Annotated in this window: 14 protein-coding genes; 8 read left to right on the top strand and 6 right to left on the bottom strand. The window is 71.4% G+C overall.

Annotated elements, in window-relative coordinates:
* Positions 1 to 5: 5 nt before the first annotated feature.
* Genes AB0C36_RS12680 through AB0C36_RS12690 form a run of 3 tightly spaced genes read left to right on the top strand, consistent with a single transcriptional unit; the run spans position 6 to position 5,288 of the window.
* Positions 6 to 905: an ABC transporter permease gene (locus tag AB0C36_RS12680; protein ID WP_358352936.1), complete on the top strand. Its 900-nt coding sequence runs from the start codon at positions 6 to 8 to the stop codon at positions 903 to 905.
* On the top strand, positions 902 to 2,932 hold the full coding sequence (locus AB0C36_RS12685; protein WP_358352938.1) for an ABC transporter ATP-binding protein: 2,031 nt from the start codon (positions 902 to 904) through the stop codon (positions 2,930 to 2,932). The genes AB0C36_RS12680 and AB0C36_RS12685 overlap by 4 nt, the downstream gene beginning before the upstream one ends.
* Before the next feature lie 10 nt (positions 2,933 to 2,942).
* Positions 2,943 to 5,288 carry an arylsulfatase gene (locus AB0C36_RS12690; protein ID WP_358352940.1) on the top strand — a complete coding sequence of 782 codons (2,346 nt, stop codon included), beginning with the start codon at positions 2,943 to 2,945 and terminating at the stop codon, positions 5,286 to 5,288.
* An 18-nt stretch (positions 5,289 to 5,306) separates the two neighbouring features.
* On the opposite strand, the gene AB0C36_RS12695 is transcribed toward AB0C36_RS12690, so the two are convergent.
* From AB0C36_RS12695 to AB0C36_RS12715, 5 genes are all read right to left on the bottom strand, one after another.
* Positions 5,307 to 6,758, bottom strand: a complete 1,452-nt coding sequence (locus AB0C36_RS12695) for an AAA family ATPase (protein WP_358352942.1) — start codon at positions 6,756 to 6,758, stop codon at positions 5,307 to 5,309.
* 131 nt (positions 6,759 to 6,889) lie between these two features.
* Positions 6,890 to 7,777 (bottom strand): phenylalanine 4-monooxygenase, encoded by an 888-nt coding sequence (locus AB0C36_RS12700; RefSeq protein WP_358352944.1) that lies wholly within the window; start codon positions 7,775 to 7,777, stop codon positions 6,890 to 6,892.
* Between the two features lie 323 nt (positions 7,778 to 8,100).
* Positions 8,101 to 8,814, bottom strand: coding sequence for a hypothetical protein (locus AB0C36_RS12705; protein WP_358352946.1), 714 nt, complete (start codon positions 8,812 to 8,814; stop codon positions 8,101 to 8,103).
* A gap of 86 nt (positions 8,815 to 8,900) precedes the next feature.
* Positions 8,901 to 9,743: a hypothetical protein gene (locus AB0C36_RS12710; protein WP_358352948.1), complete on the bottom strand. Its 843-nt coding sequence runs from the start codon at positions 9,741 to 9,743 to the stop codon at positions 8,901 to 8,903.
* Positions 9,744 to 9,974: 231 nt separating this feature from the next.
* Entirely contained in the window at positions 9,975 to 10,712 is a 738-nt protein-coding gene (locus tag AB0C36_RS12715; RefSeq protein ID WP_358352950.1) for a hypothetical protein, read from the bottom strand.
* 253 nt (positions 10,713 to 10,965) lie between these two features.
* Between AB0C36_RS12715 and AB0C36_RS12720 the strand changes: the two genes are divergently transcribed.
* The 5 genes from AB0C36_RS12720 (at position 10,966) to AB0C36_RS12740 (ending at position 20,790) form a co-directional block, all read left to right on the top strand.
* The gene (locus AB0C36_RS12720) at positions 10,966 to 13,119 is read left to right on the top strand and encodes a dynamin family protein (RefSeq protein WP_358352952.1); all 2,154 of its coding nucleotides are present in this window, start codon (positions 10,966 to 10,968) and stop codon (positions 13,117 to 13,119) included.
* On the top strand, positions 13,116 to 14,771 hold the full coding sequence (locus AB0C36_RS12725) for a hypothetical protein (RefSeq protein ID WP_358352954.1): 1,656 nt from the start codon (positions 13,116 to 13,118) through the stop codon (positions 14,769 to 14,771). Before AB0C36_RS12720 ends, AB0C36_RS12725 begins: the two co-directional genes overlap by 4 nt.
* A 307-nt stretch (positions 14,772 to 15,078) precedes the next feature.
* A complete protein-coding gene (locus AB0C36_RS12730; protein WP_358352955.1) occupies positions 15,079 to 17,694 on the top strand; it encodes a dynamin family protein in 2,616 nt (871 codons plus the stop codon).
* A gap of 97 nt (positions 17,695 to 17,791) precedes the next feature.
* Entirely contained in the window at positions 17,792 to 19,768 is a 1,977-nt protein-coding gene (locus AB0C36_RS12735; RefSeq protein ID WP_358352957.1) for a dynamin family protein, read from the top strand.
* Positions 19,769 to 19,884: 116 nt separating this feature from the next.
* On the top strand, positions 19,885 to 20,790 hold the full coding sequence (locus AB0C36_RS12740) for a hypothetical protein (RefSeq protein ID WP_358352959.1): 906 nt from the start codon (positions 19,885 to 19,887) through the stop codon (positions 20,788 to 20,790).
* Positions 20,791 to 20,883: 93 nt separating this feature from the next.
* On the opposite strand, the gene hemW is transcribed toward AB0C36_RS12740, so the two are convergent.
* A complete protein-coding gene (gene hemW, locus AB0C36_RS12745; RefSeq protein WP_358352960.1) occupies positions 20,884 to 22,110 on the bottom strand; it encodes a radical SAM family heme chaperone HemW in 1,227 nt (408 codons plus the stop codon).
* Positions 22,111 to 22,278 lie beyond the last annotated feature (168 nt).

The raw sequence follows: 22,278 nt of genomic DNA on the forward strand, positions 1-22,278 counted from the left end.
CCGCCATGGCTACCGAGACACTGACGCCCGGAACACCCGCCCCCAAGACCCCCGAAGCGGCTGCGCCCACGGCGGCGAAGCCGCGCCGGGTCCGCAACCGCTACCTGCGCGGACTGCTCAGCCCGCGCGGCCTGTTCGGGCTGGCGCTGGTCGGCCTGATCTTCGCGGCCGGCCTCGCGGCGCCGCTGCTCACGTCGCACGACCCGACCTTCCAGACCGCCGACGCGCTGCGCGGCCCGGGCAGCGGCGACCACGTGTGGGGCACCGACGAGATCGGCCGCGACCTGCTCAGCCGACTGCTGTACGGCATCCGCACCGACCTGCTGATCGTGGCCGCCGCCGTCCCGCTGGGACTGCTGATCGGCTGCTCGCTCGCACTGGTCGCCACCACCCACCGCGCGGCCGACGTGGCGGTGCAGCGCCTGTTCGACCTGCTGCTGTCGTTCCCGGGGCTGATCCTGGGCCTCACGGTCACCGCGATCATGGGCCCGGGCAAGGCCACGATCATCACGGTGATCACCATCATCGAGATCCCGTCCTTCGGGCGCATGTTGCGCGGCGCGATCCTCGTGCACCGCGACCGCGAGTACGCCACCGCCGCGCGCGTCGGCGGCGCCGGCCCGTTGCGCCTGCTGACCCGTCACGTGCTGCCGAACGCGGCGGACCCGGTCGTGGTGCAGATCGCGGTGTCGATGTCGATCGCGGTGATCCTCGAAGGCGCGATGAGCTTCATCGGCATCGGGGTCCGGCCGCCCGACCCCTCGCTCGGCGGCATCCTCGCCGAGGCACGGCCCTACCTGGAGGACCACCCCACCTACGCCCTCGGCCCGCTCGTGGTGATCACCGCGCTGGTGGTGGGCCTGAACCTGATCGCCGAAGCACTGAACCGGGGAGCGCGCCGATGACCATCTCGATCGAGAAGCCGGTTGCCGCCGACACGCCTGCCGCCGAAGTACCCCGCGGGGAACCGCTGTTGCGCGTACGCGACCTGCACGTGACGTTCGACTCCGAGCGCGGCCCTGTGCATGCCGTGCGCGGCGTCGACTTCGACCTGGCGCGCGGCGAGACCCTCGCCATCGTCGGCGAGTCGGGCTCGGGCAAGTCGACGACCGCGCTCGCCCTGACCCGCATGCTGCCCGCCACCGGGCGCATCAGCGCGGGCGCGGTATTGCTGGACGGGCCGGATGGCGCCGCCCCGGTCGGGGGCGCGCCGTTCGATCTGGCGACCGCGCCCGAGGCCGAGCTGCGCCGGGTGCGCGGTGCGCGCATCGGGATGATCTTCCAGGACCCGATGACGTCCCTGAACCCGCTGCTCACCGTGGGCCGCCATCTCGACGAGGCGATGCGCGCGCACGGCCTCGGCGACCGCAAGGCCCGTACCGCGCGAGCCGTCGAACTCCTCGACGTGGTCGGCATCCCGGACGCCGCACGGCGCATGCGCGACCATCCGCACCAGTTCTCCGGCGGCATGCGGCAGCGCGTCATGATCGCGCTCGCGCTGGCCAACGAGCCGGACATCCTCCTCGCCGACGAACCGACCACCGCGCTCGACCCGACCGTGCAGGCGCAGATCCTCGACCTGCTGGAGCGCCTGGCCCGGGACCTGGGCACGGCAACCGTGCTGATCACCCACAACATGGGTGTGGTGGCACGGTCCTCGGCGCGGGTCATGGTGCTGTACGGCGGCCGGGTGGTCGAACACGGCCGTACCGAAGACGTCCTGACGTCGCCTCACCATCCGTACACAGAGGGTCTGTTGCGGGCCGTGCCCCGGCTGGACGCGCCGTACGGGCAGCGCCTGGAAGGCATTCCGGGCACGCCGCCGGACCTGGCCTCGCCGCCCGACGGCTGCGCCTTCGCCGACCGGTGCCCCCTGGCGACCGACCGGTGCCGCACCGAGCAGCCGCCGCCGCGCGTCGTGGCGGACGGCCGTACGGTGGCCTGCTGGGTGTCGGAGGGGCCGCTGCCTCTCGGCCCCGTACTGGCGGCGCCGCCGACGGCCCGGCCCCGGGACGCGGTCCGGACCGAGGTTGCCGCGGAAGGCGCCGCCGACCGCGAGCCGATCCTCTCGATCCGCTCGCTCGGCAAGGTCTTCCGATCCCGCCGCAACCGGGTCGTCGCGCTCGACGACGTCTCGCTCGACCTGGCGCGCGGGGAAACCCTGGGCGTGGTCGGCGAGTCCGGGTCCGGCAAGTCGACGCTGGTCCGCACCGTCGTCGGGGTGCACCCGGCCACCTCGGGGCGGGTGCTCTTCGAGGGACGCGACGTCACCCACCCGGGACGCGGCGACCTGCGCGAGCTGCGGCGCCACGTCCAGATGGTGTTCCAGGACCCTTACGCGTCGCTGAACCCGCGCATGACGGTCGGCGCGATCATCGCCGACCCGCTCGTGTCGCAGGGCATCGGCACCCCCGCGGAACGCCGCCGACGCGTCGGCGAACTGCTCGAACGCGTGGGCCTGGACGCCTCGTTCGCGGACCGCTATCCGCGCGACTTCTCCGGCGGCCAGCGGCAGCGCATCGGCATCGCCCGGGCCCTGGCCCCCGAGCCGACCGTGCTGATCTGCGACGAGCCGGTGTCGGCGCTCGACGTCTCCGTGCAGGCGCAGGTGGTCAACCTGCTCGCCGACCTGCAGGCCGACCTGGGCCTGTCGATGATCTTCATCGCGCACGACCTGGCCGTGGTGCGGCAGATCTCGCACCGGATCGCGGTCATGCGGGCCGGACGCGTCGTGGAGACCGGCCCGGCCGAGCAGTTGTGCGCCGATCCGCAACACCCGTACACGCAGGCGCTGCTGGCCGCCGTGCCCAGCCCCGTCCCGGCGGCGCACACCGCCGCACCCGCAAAGGCCGCCGCACACCCGGCCACCCCGACTGCAACCGCCACCACCGAGGCGCCCGCGGACGCCGCCACCGCCGCCACTGCCGCCTAAGGAGCACCGCATGTCCTCTGCCGCCGAAGCCCCGAACCCCCGCCGCCGCGACCCGTACGCGGGCTTCCCGGGCCGCGCCGGGCGTACCTTCGCCGACTCCGAACCCGCCTGGGAGCCGCGTGGCAAGGCCCGGCCTGGCGCGCCCAACATCGTGGTCGTGCTGATCGACGACATGGGCTACAGCGACATCGGCCCCTTCGGGTCGGAGATCCCGACGCCGACGCTCGACTCGCTCGCGGAGCGCGGCGTACGCCTGACCAACTACCACACGATGCCCCTCTGCTCGCCCGCCCGCGCGGCCCTGCTGACCGGGCTCAACCCGCATCGCGTGGGCTACTCCTTCGTGGCGAACGCCGACCCCGGCTTCCCCGGGTACGCGATGGAGATCGCCGACGACATCCCGACGCTGCCGCAGATCCTGCACGGCGCCGGGTACGCGACCTTCGCGGTCGGCAAATGGCACCTCGTCCGCGACTCGGCGTCGAACGCGGCCGACGATCGGCGCAACTGGCCGCTGCAAAAGGGCTTCGACCGCTACTACGGGGTGCTGGAAGGCCTGACGAGCCTCTTCCACCCACATCAACTGGTGCGCGACAACAGCCCGTTGGACATCGACGAGCTTCCCGAGGGCTACTACTACACCGACGACATCACCGACGAGGCCATCGGGATGATCAAGTCGCTGCGCGCCCACGATGCCGACAAACCGTTCTTCCTGTACGTCGCGCACAACGCCGTACACGGCCCGCTCCAGGCCAAGCCGTCCGACATAGACCGGCAGCGCGGCCGCTACGACGAGGGCTGGGACGCCCTGCGCGACACGCGCTTCGCGCGGCAGATCGCCGACGGCCTGTTCCCACCCGGCACCAGGCTTCCCCGGCGCAACTTCGAGAAGGGCCACGAAGTCGGCCCGTGGGACGAAGTCCCCGCCGAGGAACGCGAGTTGTACGCGCGCTACATGGAGGTGTACGCGGCGATGGTCGACAACATCGACCAGAACCTCGGCCGTCTCACCCAGACCCTCGAAGAGCTCGGCGAACTGGACAACACGATCATCGTGTTCACGTCCGACAACGGCGGCACCGGCGAAGGCGGCGCGGAGGGCACGCGCGCCTACTTCAAGCGGTTCGTGCACCACCCGGGCCTGCCCGAGGAGTGGAACGGCGACGTCGACCGCGAACTCGACCTGGTGGGCGGTCCGCGCAGCCTGATCCACTACCCGCGCGGATGGGGCATGGCGTCGAACACGCCGTTCCGGCTCTACAAGGGTCAGACGTACGCGGGCGGCGTACGCGTGCCGTTCGTGCTCTCCTGGCCCGCCGGCCTGCCGCGCGCCGAACAGGACGACAGCGGCGTGCGCCCGCAGTACCAGTACGTCACCGACATCCTCCCGACCTTGCTCGAACTCGCGGGCGTGGAACGGCCGGAGGAGCACGCGGGGGTGCCGACGCAGGAGCTGGACGGTGCCTCCTTCACCCCGGTCCTCGCCTCGGCCTCCGAGGAGTCCACCCACCTGGAGCAGTACAGCGAGATGACCGGAAACCGGAGCTACTACCGGTCCCCCTACAAGCTGGTGACGCAGCATCAGTTCGGTGCGCCGTACGACGACGGCGAGTGGGCGCTCTACGACATCGTCGCCGACCCCACCGAGATCGACGACCTGGCCGCCGAACACCCGGGCGTCGTGAAGGAGTTGTCCGAGGCGTGGGAGGCCGCGGCCTGGCGCAACGGCGTGTTCCCGCTGGCCGATGCCAGCGGTGCCCTGGTGTTCCGGAATCCGGACGAGGAGGAGTTGCGCAGGCCGGTCCGCATCCTGGCCGGAACCCCCGAACTGGAGCGCTACCGCTCGGCGAAGCTCGTCTCCTTCCGCGACTTCGAGGCCGCGATCGAGATCGCGCACCACGGAGAGGACGACGCCGGCGTGCTGGTGTCGCACGGTGACCAGGGCGGCGGCTACAGCGTGTACGTCGAGGACGGGCACCTGCGGTTCGCGTACAACGAGTACGGCGTGCTGCACGAGGTGGACGCCGGGCCGCTCGCGCCCGGGCCGCACACGGTCCTGCTGCGCGCCCACACCCGCCCGCGCTTCCGCTGGGACTTCACGGTGTCGGTCGACGGCGAGGACACCGCGTGGCTGGAGGGGGTGCACCTGCTGATCGGCATGGCGCCGCTGCAGGGCATCAGCGTAGGGGTGGACCGCAAGTCGCCGGTCTCGTGGCCGGTCCACGAACGGCACGGTGCGTTCCGGTATACCGGCGGGCTGCGGGCCGTCACCTACACGCCTGGGGCACCCGCCGCGTACGACCCGGAGACCGTGATCCGCACGCTGCGCGAGGCGGCGGCGACGTACGAGTGAGCCGCCGGGCCCGACGGTCTACTCCCATGCGCCCACGACGTCTTCCGGGCCCCACGTGAGGGCGAGGGCGGACATGTCCGCGCCCGGGGTCGTACCGGAGAGGGTCGCCGCCACCAACGCGGTGGCGCCGGCCCGGAATCCGGGGACCTCGGGCGCGGCCGCGGCGAGCGCGGCCAGGTCGTGGGCGTCGAACGGGGTGCCCAGCCACTTGACGGAACCGACGAAGGGGATGCGGGTCGCCACCGGCGCGCGGTCGGCGGCGACCAGGTCGACCTCCGGGTCGAACCGGCGGTTCCACCAGCCCCCGACGTGCTGCACGTCGTCCCACGGCAACCGACCTGCGAGAGCGGCGAGTTCGAGGGATTCGCGGACCAGCGGCTCGACCGCGCGGCCGCGCCACGAGGCCCAGCGCCGCTCGATGACGGCGTATGCGGCGCCTGGTCGTCCCCTGCGTGCCTGCTCGTGCGCGGACCGCAGTATCGCGAGATAGAGGCGCAGGCTGTTGTCGGCGATGCGGTAGAGCGCCGGCTTGCCCGGCTGGGCGGACAGCGGCTCGTCCTGGGCGAGCACACGCTTCTCGTCGACGAGTCGCCGCAGGATCGGCGACAGGGCCCCCGACGGTAGGGCACCCTCGCGACTGCCCGCCGTCGCCGCGATGTTCGCGTGTGTGCGGTCGCCGCCGCCGACCGCTTCGAGCACACGGCGCATGCGGTCGGGCACCGGGAACTCCGCCATGAGGGAGGTCTCGGGGACCCCGAACACGGGCGACGCCGGGTCCTCGCACGCGACGCGCAGGAAGTCCAGGGCGGGAGTGGCGTGTTGCCACGCCCGGAGGATGCCTGGCAGACCGCCCGACACCAGGTGCGCGTCGATCGCGTCCGGCGCCGCGAGGCCGAGCGCCTCACCCGTCTCGGCGGGGTTGAGAGGCCCGAGGTCGAGGTTGTCGGCGCGGCCGTAGAAGGGCCGGTCGTACGCGGTGAGGCGTTCCATCATGTGCAGATCGCTGCCGAGCAGCAGGAGCAGGACCGGCCGCTTGGCGAGCAGCCGGTCCCAGGCCGTCTGCAGGGCCCCGTCGAAGACGTCGTCCTGCTCGGCGAGCCAGGGCATCTCGTCGAGCACGACGACCGCCGGGCGGTCCGGCAGCACGGAGGCGAGCGTACGGAAGGCGTCCGGCCAACTGCCCGCGCTGCTGTCCGGGACGACCTCGGCGTCGACCGGGAGGGAGGAGTCCGCGAGGGTGCGCAGGAAATCGCCGACCGCCTCGACCGGCGAGGCGCCCTTTGTGGCGGTGTAGAAGACGTACGGCACCGCCGCCCGGTCGCAGAACTCCTGGACCAGCCGGGACTTGCCGACCTGCCGGCGCCCGCGGATCGCGAGGGCGGCGCCCGCACCCGAGTCGGTGACGCGGGCGAGGCGTTTGCCCAGCAGCGCGAGCTCGCTGCGGCGCCCGACGAAGGACGGCACGGCCACCGCGACCCCCTGAGGTAGATCGAGTTTACGTAAAACAGTTTTACGTAAACTCAGGCTACCTAGACAGGCGCGCAAAGGCCAGAGCGGAGACTCTTCTGGCCTGAAGCACCCAGGGCTGCGTCATACGCGGGTCAGGACACCGCCACGGACAGACGCGCGATCGACTCGTCGTCGCAGGTCGCCCAGAAGGCACCGACGACGTCCTCGAGGTGGTCCATGGACTCGGCCCGGAACAACACGTCCTGGTAGTGCGTGATGTCGTACGCCGTGGTGCCCATGGCGGCCAGGTCGAGCGCGCGGATGTCCATGCCGCGGAACTCGCGGATCTCGCCGTAGGAGGACAGGATGCCCGCGCCGTACGCCTTCAGCTCGCCGTTCTCCGCCATCACGCCGAACTCGAGGGTGAACCAGAAGACCTTGGAGACGAACTCCAGGGCCTCGCGGCTCTCGACGCGCCGCGCCGCCTCGCCGGCCAGCCGGTACAGCGCGGCGAACCGGTCGCTCGCGAGGGCGTTGGCGTGGCCGATGACCTCGTGGACGACGTCCGGCTCCGGGGTGTACAGCGGCACACTGTGGTGCCGGATGTACTGCGTCGAGTGGAAGTACGAGTCGGCGAGCGTGCCGTAGAACTCGCGGAGCTCGACGAGGCCCGCGGCGGGCAGGTAGCGGAACCCGGTCAACGGCTCCAGCAGCTCGCTGACCTCCTGGAGCTGCGGGATACGGTCCTTGGGGAGATCGAGGCGCCGGCAGCCGTGCAGGTACTCGGCGACCGCCAGTTCCTGGTGGGCGACGGCCAGCTCGGCGGACACGATCCGCCAGACGTCGTGCTCCTCCGGCGTGTAGTCGACCTCGGGGATCGGCTCGCCGGGAGTGTGGCGCAGGGCAAGTTCCGCGATGCGGTTGCGCCGTTCGCGGTACACCTGGTCGGCGAAGCCGGGGTGGCTGCGGGACAGCTCGACCTCGATGCTGCCGTCGGCCTTCCGGGTGACCGGGGCCAGGTACTGCGCTTCCTCGAACATCGCCGCCTCCTCGTGGGGCCGGACGTGACCGGTGGATCGGCCGGTGGGCCGCCGGGTCTCGGTTGATCGTGTCGCTCGGTGAGGAGAAACCGCACGACGGCCGCGCGCGGGCGCGGCGACGGTGGTCGCTTGACCCACTATGTCCAGTATGGTCCGACCAGCCGCGGGTGACGGCTCGTGCGGCCCGGCCCGGACCGGAGCGGTACGTCTGCGAGGGATCGCCTCGACTCGCCCATCGCATACCCCGTCCGGGCCCCGAAGCAAGATCCACCGCAAGAAAGATGGCCCGGACCGCCGCAACGGGTGCCCGGCGACCGGCCCCGCTACTGCGCCTTCGCCCCGGTCTTCGCGAGCTGGGCCTTGGCGAGCTTGTCCACCTGGGCGCGCAGCAGTACCTCGGGCACCGCGTCGGCGCCGGCCCCGGGGTCGTTCAGCGTCGACGTGAGGACCAGCGCGGAGCCCTTGCGGACGACGGTGTACGGGATGCTCAGCGCGCCCGCGTCCGTCGTCATCGTGAGACGGAAGAACAGCGTCCCGTCGCCGAGCCACGGGGACTCGCCGACGGCGGTCGCGGCCGGGGCGATGCTGTCGCCGCCGGCCTGCCGGACGCCGAAGCCGGCACAGGTCGGCAGAGCCGCGCGCGCGGCGTCGAGGAGCTGCGCGGCCTGGCCTTCCTTGTACTGGTTGACGCCTATGTGTGCGGCGCCGCCCAGGCCGTCGGGGCCCAGGAGGCCGGCGTCGGCCTGCCCGGTCGGGGCGATGTCGGCGGACCGGCCGGAGACCAGGTCCATCACGGGCTGGCATGCCGAACGGTCCGCCTCGGCGATCTCGTCGTCCCCGACCGGCGCCCCGCCGCCGGTGAGTTCCCAGCCCGGCGGCAGCTCCTGCTGGGCGAGCAGTACGGCCCGGAGTTCGTCGCCGCTCAGCGCGTCGGGCGCCTTCCGGCCGCCGTCGCCACCGCCTCCGCACGCCGTCGCGGCCGACAGGAACAGGGGTACGGCGACGACACCGGCAATGCGGCGGTAAGGCACACGCATGGACTTCCTCGGGCTGAACGGTGGGGACGCCGTGAACGGCCACCCTATGCGGCACCGGAGTCCCCCGCTGGACCCGGCGGCCGGGGTCAGCCCTTCAGCGCGGCGGCCACCTTGTCCGCCTGCGTCTTCACCTGGGCGTCGGGAATGTACTCGGCGCCGAAGCTGGTGTTCTCCGGACGGCTGTCGAACCGCACGAGGACCGAGCCCACCCGCACGAACTGCAGGCGGGAGGTCATCGTGGGCGCGTCCGGGTCGGCCATCGTCTTCTCATCGCCCCACGTGACGTCGAGCCACAACGAGCCGTCGCCGAACTGCGGCTGGTGCTCGCCGACATCGAAGCGGTAGGCGGTCCTCTCGCCCTTGACGTTGGTCGCGACGACCTCCAGGCAGTCGTGCTTCGAGGCGATCAGCACGGCCGCGTCCAGGGTCTTGGCGAACGCGTCGCCGTCGTAGCGGACGAGGTCGAGCCGGGTCGTCGTGCCCTTGTCGGCCGCCGTGGCCAAGGTCTCCCCGGCGTTCGCGGCGGCTTTCGGCCCGGCTCCCGTCATGACGTCCAGCAACGGCTGGCAGGCAACCTCAACTGTCTTCATCGGGCTGCTGCCGTAGGCCGCTCCGTCGCCCGGCGTGACCGTCCAGCCTTTGCCCAGTTCATTCTGGGTGACAAGGGCCGCCTTCAACTGCGCGGAGGTGAGGGCTTTTCCGGCGACCGGCCCGGCCGATGTCGGAACGCGGGTATCCGCGCTCGACCCCGGTGCGACGGACGAAGGGGGCGGCGCGATCGATGTCGGCGCGCTCTCGCCGCCTTTGTTGTCGACCTTGTCGACCTTGTCGGCCTTCTTGTCGCCGTCCGAACCGAATTCGCAGGCTGCGGTGAATATCAGCAACGGGGTCAAGGCCGCTGCGGCAATGCGTGTGCGTGCGGAACGCATCGAAGTCCTTTGCTCACGATGAAGGCTGCCCGACAGGGGGACGCGAACAGCCGAAAGCAGCCCGCATCCAGAAGGATGCGGGCATAAAGAGCTGTCGGGGCTCAGACAGGGGATCGTAGCGGGACGGACGATCTTGTGGTGCGGGAATTGTTTCGGACCCGAACAACAGGACGGGGCGACCCGGTTGGGCCGCCCCGTCCTGGGCGTCAGTGGTGCCGCGTCAGCGTGTCGTCAGCCCTTCTGGGCCTTCACGAGCTTGTCGTACTGCGCACGCAGCATCTCGTCGGGCATGACCGGGTTGGTGGCCGCGGGGTCCTCCAGGTCGAAGCTCAACGCCATGCCCTGGACGATCACCGGGCCGTTGCGCACGAACGACAGGGTCCAGGGCTCGCCGTCCATGCCGTACGTGATGGTCAGCGAATCGTCGCCGTAGCCGAGCTTCTTGCTGTCCTGGATCGTGTACTCGGTCTTGGTGCCTTCCTCGTCCGTGCCGACGAACTGCGACGTGCACTTGGCCAAGGAGTCATGCACCTCGGAGGCCAATTTCTCGGCCTTGTCGCCGTCGAACTGGCCCAGCGCCAGCCAGTACGTCGTCTTGCTGCTGTTGTCGGCCTTGGTGGCCGCGGCCGAGGCGCTCTCGTTCGGCATGTGGTCCTTGTCCGCGGCAATCAACTGGAGCAGCGGCTGGCACTCCGGCTTGTCCGAGGTCTCCACCCCGGTGCCGTCGTCCTCCGGCGAGCCAGCGGCGACCTTGTAGCCGGGCAGCTCCGCGGACGTCAACAGCGCGGCCTTCAACTGCTCCGCCGTGAGGCGCTTGGTGTCCGACGCGCCGGACGACGAACCGGCAGTCGGCGACTGCGCCGTATTACCCGCCTTGTCGCCCTTGTCGTCGTCCGAGCCGCACGCCGTTCCCAACGCGACCAGTGGGACGACGGCGAAAACGGCGAAACGCTTGCCAAAGAAACCCATGCAGAAAGCTTCCTTCGGGAATTCGGCCTCCGAGGAGTCCGGAGAGGGCCGACCGATTGGGCCTGACAAGGCGTCAGGTTCTCGTGAACACGCCTTCTTGTCCAACTCATTAGCCCGGCGCCACCCGCGGACCGTGTCGTTCCCCTTCCGTCCCGGCACCGCCGGGGCGCACGTTGACGCGGCTGACCGGCCCCGCCAGACTGGCCACACTCTGGGGGGAGCCATGCACGTGGGTATGACTCATGGGCCGGGCGTGAACCGGTCCGAAGTCGCGAGCGAACAACGCCGCGACACGATCGAAGCCCTGACCGAGGTGTCCGACCACCTCGAATTCGCCAAGGGCCTGATACGCCGCACCGTCGCCGACCGCGAGCGGCTCGGCGACCTGGACGCGCGCATCCGGGCGGTCGAGGACCGGCTGCGCGACGACCGGTACTACCTCGCGGTCATCGGCGAATTCTCGGCCGGCAAGAGCACGTTCATCAACGCGCTGCTCGGCCAGGACCTCCTGCCCACCTCCGCCCTGCGCACCACCGCCGCCGCGACCCGCATCACGCACGGGCCGGAGTTCGCGCTCCAGGTCAGGTTCCGCAACGACGGCATCCGCTACATGTACCCGCACGGGCGCAGCGAAGGCGCCGAGAGCCCGCTCGGGCGCATGCTGCTGCACCTCGCGCCGTACCTGCGCGTCCCGAGCGACACGGCCGGCATCCTGTCGCTGCTGACCGCCGACGAGCGCATCGCACCGCACCTGGAGTACCTGGAGGTACGCCACCCCGCGACGCCGCTCCGGGACGGCCTCGTCATCATCGACACGCCTGGCACCAACGCCGAAGTGGGCCACACCGACATCACCAGCGAGGTGATGCGCTCCGAGGCGGACCTCGCGGCCGTCCTCACGCCGTCGGCCTCCCCCGCCTCCTCGTCGCTGGCCGGCTTCCTCACCGACGCGCTCGACCCCGGGCTGCTGCGCCGCTGCATCTTCCTCGTGACGAAGATGGACCACGTCGAGGACGACGAGCACGACGACCTGCTCAACCACGTCCGGCGCCGGTTCGCGCGACTCCTGGACCTGGACGACGTCGTGGTGGAGGGCGTCGCCGCCGACGCCGTCCTGCGGCGCGCGACGGGCCGGCCGCTGCTCGGGCCGGAACAGGAGTACTGGGCCGACGTCTTCCCCGGCACCCTCGCCGCGCTGCGCGACCAGATGCAGCGCCAGCGCATCATCGCCGTGTCCGACCACCTGCTCCGCCTCCTCGAGGACGTACTCGGCGACCTGGGCACGGAACTGGCGCAGGCGCAGGGGCGGTTGGCCCAGGAGGAGGAAGAGCTCGGCCAGGCCCGCATCCCCGACCTCGCGGCCTTCGCGCAGCGCCACACGGTACGCGCGGACCTGCTGGTCGAGTCCGGCGCCGAGAACGCCCGCCGTGCCGTCGGGGCCATGGCCGCGCAATGGCAGCAGTACACGCGGCGCTCCATAGACGCGGCGATCGACGCGGCGGCGACACCCGACGACATGCGCCGGGTCATCCGGACCGACGTACCCGACCTGATCCGCCGCGATCTGCCGCGTATCGGCGACGTCGTGCAGGGGGCGGTGACCGCCGCCCTGGCGGCGGGCGCGCGCGAGGCGGAGGCCGCCGTGGAGGCGGCGTTCGAGGCCGAGTACGCCAAGCTCGACCAGGCGGCCGTCCGCGTCGTCCGGCCCGACGTCACCGTCGTGAGCGGCACGCAGCTCGCCCACAACGCGCTGCTGGCGTACGAGTCCAACGTCTCGGGTGTCACACAACAGCTACGGGCGGTTCGCCAACAGGCAACAAGATCAGGTCCCATCGGCTCCGGGGTCGACCAGTGGTTCGCCTCGATGCCCCCGCCGAGCGGCCCTCTGCGCGGCACCGTGCCGCCCAACATGCCCCCTCCGGTGCCTCGGCATTCCGGGCAATACGGGGCGTCGATTCCGGACAGACACCCTGTAAATCCACCCCAAGCACTTCCCTCCGTACCGCCGCCCCCGGGGCTCCAACCGCGCGGTGGGCTGGGCGGTTTCGCGGCCCGGATCGCCGACTCGATGGCAACCACGGACATGCCGGCGCTGCGGAACCACGCACGGGCGGAAATGCATCAGACACTCCAGACGGTCGCCACCGGCCTCGCGGTCCAGATCGACGAGGCCATCGAGGCGGCGACCGACCACTACGCGGGGACCGTTCGGGACCACGTGGAGCAGTACCGGGCCACGTACGAGCGGACGGTGGCCGAGATGGTCACCGAGCACCACCGGCGCGAGGCCATCCTCGCGGCGCGCAAGACCCTGCTGCAGGACGCGAGCAGGCAGACGGAACGGCGACGCGCGACGGTCAACTCCCAACGCGAACGCCTCTCAACTCGGGGGGGAACCCGAATATGACCGAGAACTACGGCGAGGACCTGTACGAGGCTCCGGCCGACCTCGACGACACGGCGTACGACACGACCCTCGCGGAGGACACCGCGGGCAGCGACCTGCTGTGGGAGACCGAGGGCACCGACGGCCAGACCCTGGACGCGGTGACCGAGGAGACCGGCACCGACCCGCTGACGGACGTCGCGCCGGCGCCCGAGATCCCGGAGTACACCGACCCGCTGGAGGTCCCGCAGGGCGGCGACGTGCCGGTGCCCGAGGGCTACGTGGACCCGCTGGAGGTCCCCCAGGGCGGCGACGTTCCGGTTCCCGACGACTACGTCGACCCGTCGACGCCGGTCGACCCGACCGACGGCAGCGACCCGTACGCGGACGCGGGCACCGAGGACCCGTACGGCGACGCCGGGGCCGAGGACCCGTACGCCGAGGGCACCGTCGACCCGAACGACCCGAACGTGGGCCTGGACCCGTCGGACCCGAACTACGACCACTACTACGCCGAGCACGGCTACCCGTACGAGGGCCCGAGCGACGTCGCGGACGTCCCGGTCGAGGACGACAACAGCGAGGCGCCGAGCGACCCGCTGCCGACCGACATCCCGAGCGACTACGCGGACTACGACCCCGACGCGTACGTGCCCACCGAGTACCCGTACGAGAACCCCTACGAGTACCCGGGCTACGACGAGGGCTACGACCCGTACGCCGAGCCGGGCTACGACCCGTACGCCGAGGGCGCCCCGTACGGCGGCGACTACGACGTGGTCTACGACCCGTGCTGGGGTGACTACGGCTACGACCCGTACAACGACATCTTCGTCGAGGTCAACGTCACGGTCGAAGGCGATGTGTACGTCGAGGGCGACCAGAGCGCCGACGTGTACGTGGTCGACGAGGGCGACACGTACGTCGACAACTCCACGACCTACGTGGACAACTCGACCACCGTCGAGGACCACTCGACGAACGTCGAGTACACCGAGACCACCGTGGTCCAGGAAGAGGTCGTCTACTACGAGGGCTACGACGCCGACGCCGTGCCGCCCTACGAGTCCTACGGCCCGATGGAGATCGCGCACTACACGCCGGACTGGAGCGTCGCGGACTTCGACGGCGCGGGCGACCCGCTGGCCGACGCCGCGTACTTCCACGAGGTGGAGAACCCGGTCAACGCGCCGCTCGCGACCGAGGGCGCGATCATCGAGAAGCTGACCGGCGAGCCGTACAACGAGGCCGCGCTGGTCCAGCAGGCCGAGAACGCCGGCTTCTTCGACTCCGAGCTGGGCATGACGAACACCGACGTCGGCAGCCTCCTGGAGCTGCACGGCATCGAGACCGAGACGGTGTACGACGCCGACGTCAACACCCTCATCGACGCGCTGGAGACCGGCGACCCGGTCATGGCGGTCGTGGACCTCAACGAGACCGGCATCCCGATGCGCGACGTCGTCACCGGCGAGCCCATCGAGCAAAACCCGTCGGTCATGGGGTCGGTGTGGGTCACCGGCATGGACGTGCAGCCCGACGGCTCCGTCTACGTCATCGTCAACGACCCGTCCTGGCCCGAGGGCCAGACCCAGGCCATCGCCCTGGAGGACTTCACGAACGCGTGGTACGACGGCGGCAACCAGGCGGTCATCGCGCACCAGCCGGTGTGACGCAGCTAGTGCGATGACCACGAACCTTCACCGGTTCTCGCCACCCGGACACCGCGCCTCGCGGCGTTGCAGGACCTCGCGAGTACGGCCCGGTACGAGCTTCGGCCCTGCGCCTTGCTCCGGAGGGCCGCCCGGCCCGGCGGCACGGCACCGAACGACGAGAACCGGCAAACGTTTGCGGCCACCGCACTGGCGGTACGCCGGGGCCCGCACCTCTGACATGCGGTGCGGCCCCGGCCCCTACCCGGCGTGCTCCATCGGCTCAACCTGCCCTCATACCACCAGACTTCCCTGAGAGGAATCCTCCGTGACCATCGACCGTGAGGCCGTCAACGCCCGCGTCGCGCAGGCCCCGCAGACCCGCCGCCAGAGCGGCGTCGCCGCCCTCCTCGGCGGCATCCACCGCAGCGCCGAGCTCAAGGGCTGGCTCAAGGGCGGTTCGCTCGCCCTGCCGCCCGTCGCGGAGCGTGTGGACGGCTCCTGGACGCTGACCGCGCTCGTCGCCGTCGGCCGCCGCGAGCCGCAGGCACCCGTCATCACCGTCGCCCCCGCATGGGGCGCCGTGCAGTGGGAGTGGCCTTCGCAGAAGGTGCTCCAGCACATCACCCTGGCCGACAACGCCGAGGCCGCCGAGATGCTGGCGAAGGCCAAGTCCGCCGGGAGCGAAGGCGGTTGGAACCTGTCCATGCAGGCCGAGGCGCTCGCCGCCCGGGCCCGCTTCTTCCAGACGCTGACCCGCTTCGTGTCGGAGCCGGGCGAGCGCGACCTGAAGCTGCTCACCCGCGCCTACGCGCAGGTGCTGCCGCGTGCCGCGTACCCCGTCTACCACGTGCTCGTGCCGAGCACCCGGGCGTGGCTCCAGGTGTCGCCGGCCGCCTCCGGCCAGGCGTCGGCCGGCCGTGAGGCCCGCTCGCGCTCGGCGTCGGGCGGTTCGGCCGAGGCCGGCGTCGCCGGTCTACCCGGCCCGCCGAGGACCGCGGCGCAGCCCCCGGCTGCTCCGAAGACGGCCCCGGCCGGTGGCGTGGCGCGGGGTGCGGGGGCCCCGGCGCGCGGAACCGGTTCGTCCTCGGCGGGCGTTCCTCCCCAGCGGGCCGTCACACGGCCGGATGCGGGCACCGCCGCGGCCGGGCGTACCGAGGGCTCCGGCCCCAGCCTGGTCAAGTCGGCGGGCGCCGCACTCAGCGACCCGATCACCCGGGCCCGGGAGTTGGCCGAGCGGTTCGGCCTGGAGCAGATCTGCACCGAGGTCGACCGCCTGCGGGCGCGCATGCGCCGGCCCGGCTTCCGGATCGCGGTGGTGGGCGAGTTCGGCCGCGGCAAGTCGACGCTGGTGAACCGGCTCCTCGGGGCGAAGGTGGTCCCCGAGGGCCGGCACACCCGCGTACCGGTGGTGATCGCGCCGGGCCCGGAGGCGCGCATCGAACTGCAGTACGCCGACGGACGGTCGGAGGTCCGGCCCGCGGTGGCGTCGTCCTGGGACGGCGTCGACGAGGCCGCCTCCGCCGACGGCGGCGACGCGCTGGTCGGCATCCGCGTGCTCGTCGAGGACCCCGAACTGGCCCGGCTCGACGTCGAGATCGTGGACACGCCCGGCGTCAACGCCGGACACGGCGACGGCGTGGACGACGACCGGGCGCAGGACCTCGTACGGCGCACCGTCGCGGCGAGCGACGCGGTGTTCATGGTCGTGTCCGCGAGCCAGCCGCTCGGCATCTCGGAGACGTCGTTCCTGGAGGAAGAGGTGATCGCCCGCCATGTCCCGCGCATCACGGTGGTCGTCTCCAAGCTCGACACGGTCGACGACGACGAGCGCGAGGACATCGTCGACTACCTCGGCGGACGGGTGCGCCGCATCGCCCCGGTGCTCGAAGTGCTCGCCGGGCCGCACCGGGAGGACGCCGCCCCGCTGGCGGGGGTCCGCGGACGCCTGGCGGACTACGCCGGATCGGGCGGCCGCCGCGCCATGCGGGCCCGTCAGACCGCCGGCCAACTCCTGGGCCTGCTGGAGGAGATGACCGAGCTGGCCCGGCAGGGCGTGGCGAACAGCGCGCTGAGCGTGGAGGACCGGCGGCGCGCCGCGGAGGCCGCCGAGGTCGAGATCGACAACATGACCGCCGAGTGGGGCAAGGTCCGCGTCGAGTTGCAGCGTCGGCGCGGGGAGACTGCCGAGAAGTTCCGCGAACACCTGAACCAGTCCCGCGACGACCTGCTGGGCACGTTGCGGTACGAGATGGAGCGTACGCCCGACCCGAAGACGTGGTGGGAGCGCGATCTGCCGTTCCGCCTGCGCCGCGAACTCACCGCGCTGGCCAAGAAGTACGAGGGGCAGCTGCACTCCAGCGTGCAGTCCGACCTCCAGTGGCTCGACGCCCAGATGAAGCGGCACTTCGGTGCGGGCACCACGCACAAGGTCGACAAGGCCGAGCAGTTGTCGACCGAGTTCGAGCTGAACGAGGCCGAGGAACTGGGCCTGAAGGACCTCAAGAGCCGCAAGCTGGCCTGGCGCATCGGACCCAGCGGGGTCGCGGTGCTGGGCATGCTCATCATCCCGTTGACCGGCGGCCTCGCGGCCATTCCGATGGGCGCGGGCATGGCGGCGTCGGTGGGCGGCATGGTGCTCGGCGAGGTGAAGTCCGGTTCGCTGACCGAGGGGCAGCGCGCCCAGGCCGCGAAGGGCCTGGAGCCCGCGATCGAGGAACTGCTGTCCGGCTTCTCACAGCAGGTGTCGGACCGGCTGCACACGCTGTACGGCGGCGTCATGGACGAGGCCGTGCGCGGGCAGAAGGCGTGGCGTACCGACCGGCTCGCCGCCCTGAGCACGCAGGGCACCGGCGGACCGGACTGGCAGGAACTGTTCACCCGAACCCAGGAATTGATCACCGGTGTCGACGCCTTGATCGACGGTGGGAGTGCCGGCGCGTGACGGGCCGCAGACCGGTGGCAGACCGATGAACGTATGATCCGTGGTTCGGCACGGCCGTCGGGCGGGGCGGGCCGACGCGCCGTAGGGAGGGAGAACAGTGGAGCAGCACCGGGCCCAGGGAGGAGCGGGCGGGTACAGCGCGTGGCGTGCCCGCCAGGAGACCCTGGTCGAGCTCATCGACCGGCTGACGCCGATCATCTCCGGCCTGTCGATCGGCAGCGGCGTCAAGAAGCTGGCGTCGGTGCGCACCCGGGCCGCGTCCGAGGCGTTCAAGGTGATGATCGTCGGCGAGTTCAAGCGCGGCAAGAGCACGGTCATCAACGCGATGCTGGGCGACAAGGTCCTGCCGTCGTTCGCGCGGCCGTGCACCGCGATCATCAACGAGGTCATGTGGGCGGACCAGCGTTCGGCGCTGATCTACCCGCTGGAGGCGGACGGCACCGCGGGCGACCCGATCCCGGTCGGGGTCGAGGAGATCGTCGACTACGTCACGATCGGGGCGGACGACGACAACACGCCCAACCCGTACCAGCGCGCGGTCGTGCGATGGCCGCTCGAACTGTGCCGCAACGGCGTGGTGGTCGTGGACTCGCCGGGCCTCAACGAGGCGCCGGAGCGCGAGCGGGTGACGCTGGCCTACCTCGAACAGGCCGACGTGCTGGTGTTCGTGGTCGACTGCCAGGCCGCGATGTCGCGCAGCGAGCAGCTCTTCCTCGACGTGCACGTCAAGGCGCGCGGTCACGAGGACGTCTTCTACGTCGGCAACAAGATCAACCTGGTCGAGGAGGAGGAGCGCGAGGACGTCAAGCGCGAGATCCGCAAGCGCCTCGGCCCGTACGTCTCCCGTCCCGACCGGGTGTTCTTCGTCAACGCGCGGGCCGCGCTGAACGGCCGCCGCAAGGAGGACCCGGCCCTGGTCGGCGAGTCCGGCATGGTGGAACTGGAGCGGGCGCTCGAGGAGTTCCTGACGCGTGAGCGCGGCCGGGCGAAGATCCTCTCGCCGGCGCGCGAGCTGAAGTACCTGCTGATCGAGGCGCGCGAGCAGATCGACCGCAAGGAGGCGCTGCTCACGCAGAGCGTGGACGACCTGCGGGCCACGTACGAGCGCGTGCAGGTGCCGCTGACCCGCCTGGAGCAGAACCGCCGCGTCATCGTCGCGCAGATGGAAGGCCACCTGCGCGAGACGCGCGGCGAAGTCGAGGATGCCGGGCGCCGGTTCATGAACCGGGTGATCGGCCAGGTACCCGGTTGGGCGCGCGACTACGACCCCAGCAACACGCTCGGCGCCAACCCGTTCAAGGCGCGCGAGAAGATGGAGGCGGCGGTCCGGGAGATCTCCGACCACCTCTCGGGGCGCATCCAGGTGGCCTTCGCCGAATGGCAGGAGAAGGAGCTCAAGCCGCTGCTGGCACGGCGGGTCGAGGACCTGGAGCGGTCCATCGACGACGACGTGAAGCAGTTCGTGACGCGCATCGACGAGATCCGCGCGTCGCTGACCCGCGACGACGCCGAGACGCAGGTGCTGAAGGTCCCGGACAAGACCCAGGCGCCGCTGGAACGCCTGCTCGCGGACGCGGTGTCCTTCGTGCTGGACCCGCGTACCGCGCTGAGCGGCGGCCGGTTCAGCCTGCGCACGATGCTGACCACGCTGCTGCCGCAGATCGCGGTGGGGGCGATCGCGGTGTTCGTGGGCCTCGGCCCGGTCGCGATCTTCGCGATGCTGCTGGGCGGCAACCTGTTCCGCGGCGCGCTCCAGCTCAACAAGGCGAACCAGCGCATGAAGGAGCAGGTCGCCGAGCAACTGGTGGAGGAACTGCGCGGGCGCTCCGACGCGGACGTGCAGAACCTCGGGGACGAGATCACCAAGCAGCTCCGCACCATGCGCGACGCCATCGCGCAGGGCCTGGACGCGGAGATCAAGAGCATCCGCGACGAGGTCGGCGAGGCGCTCAAGACCAAGGAGCAGGGTGAGTCCGACGCCAAGAAGACCGGGGCGGACCTGCGGCGGTATGCGGGTGAGCTGAACCGCATCGACGAGCAGTTGGCGGACCTGATCATGGACGTCGCGCTGTAGTACGTGGTGGCTTGGTACGTGGCTGCGTAGTACGTGGCGTTGCACTACGTGCAGTACGTTGCGCCGCGGTCCCCACGAGGCGGGGACCGCGGCGCAGGATTCGGACGGGAGTACGCATGTCGGTGGTCGGGGACGCGCGGAAGTGGGCCGCGGCCGACGCCTCGACGGCGGAGGCCGCCGCACGCGCGGCGGCCGCGCACGTACCGGGCATGGCATTCGACGGGTTCCAGGACGGTCCCGTTGTGGAAGGCCGCGCCTGGCGACGGGCGTTCTTCGTGCAGGCCGGTCGTCGATACGCACTGGTTCCCGGGGGCTCTGTGCAACTCGGCTTCGATGTCGAGGAGTTCACCCCGACCCCTGCGCAGGCCGCCGCACATGCGGAAGGCGCCGACGAGTACGGGTACCCCGCCGACGTGCGCGAATACCTGCGTGGCCTCGGGGAGTCCGCGCCGGGGCGTCTGAGCGCGCCACGTGAGGTGCGCGTGCCGGGCATGCTGGTCGCGGTGGAGGCCGTTCCCGTCGACGAGTTGATCGGCGACGAGGGCGACGACTTTGACGACGACTTTGACGACGACTTCGACGACGACGGTGACGCGGCCGAGGGCGGCGACGGCGCCAAGGCACTCGACAGACAAGTGTCCGCGGCGCTGGCCACGTTCGGCGCGCGGGCGATCACCCCGGACGAGTGGGAATACGCGTGCGGTGCCGGTACGGGCACTCTGTTCCGGTGGGGCGACTCCTACCCGGATGTCGCGGACCCGTTCAGCGCTCCGGACGGCCCGCAGCACGAGATGAATCGCTTCGGGATCGCCATCGCGCGCGATCCGTACGACTGCGAACTCACCTCGGAGCCCGGCGTGTTGGTGGGCGGTGACGGCGGGGAGGCGACGTGCGGGGGCTACGGCGCGTTCCTGGCGTGGCTGCCGCTGGCGAGCGCGTACCGGCTCACGCCGTCGGCGGGAGCATGGGGTGACCATGTCGCGGACGCGGTGGTACGGCCGGTGATCGACCTCGCGCCCTGAGGCCTAGGTCGGCGATGCCTCGGGCAACCGGACCTCAGCCGACGAGGCCTCAGCTTATGAGCCTCAGGTGATGAGGCTTCAGGTGATGAGGCTTCAGTCGACGAGGTCGCGGACGACGGCGTCCGCGAGGAGCCTGCCCTTCAGGGTGAGCACGGCGTGCCGGTCGGCGAACCTGGCCGGGTCCAACAGGCCTTCGGTCACCGCCTGTTCGGCGGCGGCCATGCCCTGTTCGTGCAGCAGGGACAGCGGGCAGCCGTCCTTGAGGCGGAGTTCGAGCAGGATGCGCTCGACGCGGCGGTCCTCGTCCGTGAGCAGTTCGCGGCCCTGGGCCGGTGACTCGCCGGCGGCGACGCGCTCGGTGTACGTCTTGGGGTGCTTCGCGTTCCACCACCGCACGCCGCCGATGTGGCTGTGCGCGCCCGGACCCGCGCCCCACCAGTCCGCGCCGGTCCAGTACAGCTCGTTGTGGCGGCAGCGCGCGGCACCGGAGGTGGCCCAGTTGCTGACCTCGTACCAGCCGAAGCCGCCCGCGGTGAGGGTCTCCTCGGCCATCAGGTAGCGGTCGGCGAGCACGTCGTCGTCGGGCAGCGGCAGTTCGCCGCGCCGGATGCGGCCGGCGATGCGCGTGCCGTCCTCGATGATCAGGGCGTACGCCGACACGTGGTCGGGCCCGGCCGCGAGCACCGCGTCGAGGGACGCCTGCCAGTCGTCGTCGGTCTCCCCCGGCGTCCCGTAGATCAGGTCGAGGTTGACGTGCTCGAACCCCGCGGCGCGGGCCTCGGCGACGCACTCCTGCGCGCGGCCGGGCGTGTGATGGCGGTCGAGGACCTGGAGCACGTGCGCGCGGGCGCTCTGCATACCGAAGGAGAGCCGGGTGAAGCCCGCTTCACGCAGCTCGTCGAGGTAGGCGGGGCCGACCGACTCCGGGTTGGCCTCGGTGGTCACCTCGGCCTCGTCGGCGAGGCCGAATTCGTCGCGGATCGCGCCCAGGATGCGCGCCAGGTCGGCGGCCGGCAGCAGGGTGGGAGTGCCGCCGCCGAAGAAGACCGTCTCGACGGGGCGGTCCGCGTCGCCGAGGACGCGGCGGGCGAGGCGGATCTCGGCGATCGCGTCGTCGGCGTACCCGGCCTGGGAAGCGCCCCCTCCCAGCTCGGCGGCGGTGTAGGTGTTGAAGTCGCAGTAGCCGCACCGGGACGCGCAGTAGGGGACGTGCACGTAGAACCCGAACGGGCGCGGCAGGTCGTCGGTCCCGGCCAGGGCGGAGGCGGGCAGGGAGCCGTCGAGGGGCGCGGGCAGGCCGTCGGGGAGTGCGGAGGGCATCGCTCCAGTCTCCACGACCGGGCGTCCGGACCCAAAACGACGCCGCCCCTGGGGCGCCTCACCGGCCGGTTCGGCCAGTGCCGGCGAGGGTCGGGGGGCCGGCGAACGCCCGGCCATCAGCAATCCAAATACCCCCTATAAGCAATGAATGGGAGTAATTCGGACTCG

Source organism: Streptodolium elevatio (assembly GCF_040649515.1).
In the GTDB taxonomy this organism is placed as follows: domain Bacteria; phylum Actinomycetota; class Actinomycetes; order Streptomycetales; family Streptomycetaceae; genus Yinghuangia; species Yinghuangia elevatio.

What these genes read in the sequence shown, in the direction of transcription:
- AB0C36_RS12680 (WP_358352936.1), top strand. Translation starts at nt 6, where the DNA reads ATGGCTACCGAGACACTGACGCCCGGAACACCCGCCCCCAAGACCCCC.
- AB0C36_RS12685 (WP_358352938.1), top strand. Translation starts at nt 902, where the DNA reads ATGACCATCTCGATCGAGAAGCCGGTTGCCGCCGACACGCCTGCCGCC.
- AB0C36_RS12690 (WP_358352940.1), top strand. Translation starts at nt 2,943, where the DNA reads ATGTCCTCTGCCGCCGAAGCCCCGAACCCCCGCCGCCGCGACCCGTAC.
- AB0C36_RS12700 (WP_358352944.1), bottom strand. Translation starts at nt 7,777, where the DNA reads ATGTTCGAGGAAGCGCAGTACCTGGCCCCGGTCACCCGGAAGGCCGAC.
- AB0C36_RS12705 (WP_358352946.1), bottom strand. Translation starts at nt 8,814, where the DNA reads ATGCGTGTGCCTTACCGCCGCATTGCCGGTGTCGTCGCCGTACCCCTG.
- AB0C36_RS12710 (WP_358352948.1), bottom strand. Translation starts at nt 9,743, where the DNA reads ATGCGTTCCGCACGCACACGCATTGCCGCAGCGGCCTTGACCCCGTTG.
- AB0C36_RS12715 (WP_358352950.1), bottom strand. Translation starts at nt 10,712, where the DNA reads ATGGGTTTCTTTGGCAAGCGTTTCGCCGTTTTCGCCGTCGTCCCACTG.
- AB0C36_RS12725 (WP_358352954.1), top strand. Translation starts at nt 13,116, where the DNA reads ATGACCGAGAACTACGGCGAGGACCTGTACGAGGCTCCGGCCGACCTC.
- AB0C36_RS12740 (WP_358352959.1), top strand. Translation starts at nt 19,885, where the DNA reads ATGTCGGTGGTCGGGGACGCGCGGAAGTGGGCCGCGGCCGACGCCTCG.
- hemW (WP_358352960.1), bottom strand. Translation starts at nt 22,110, where the DNA reads ATGCCCTCCGCACTCCCCGACGGCCTGCCCGCGCCCCTCGACGGCTCC.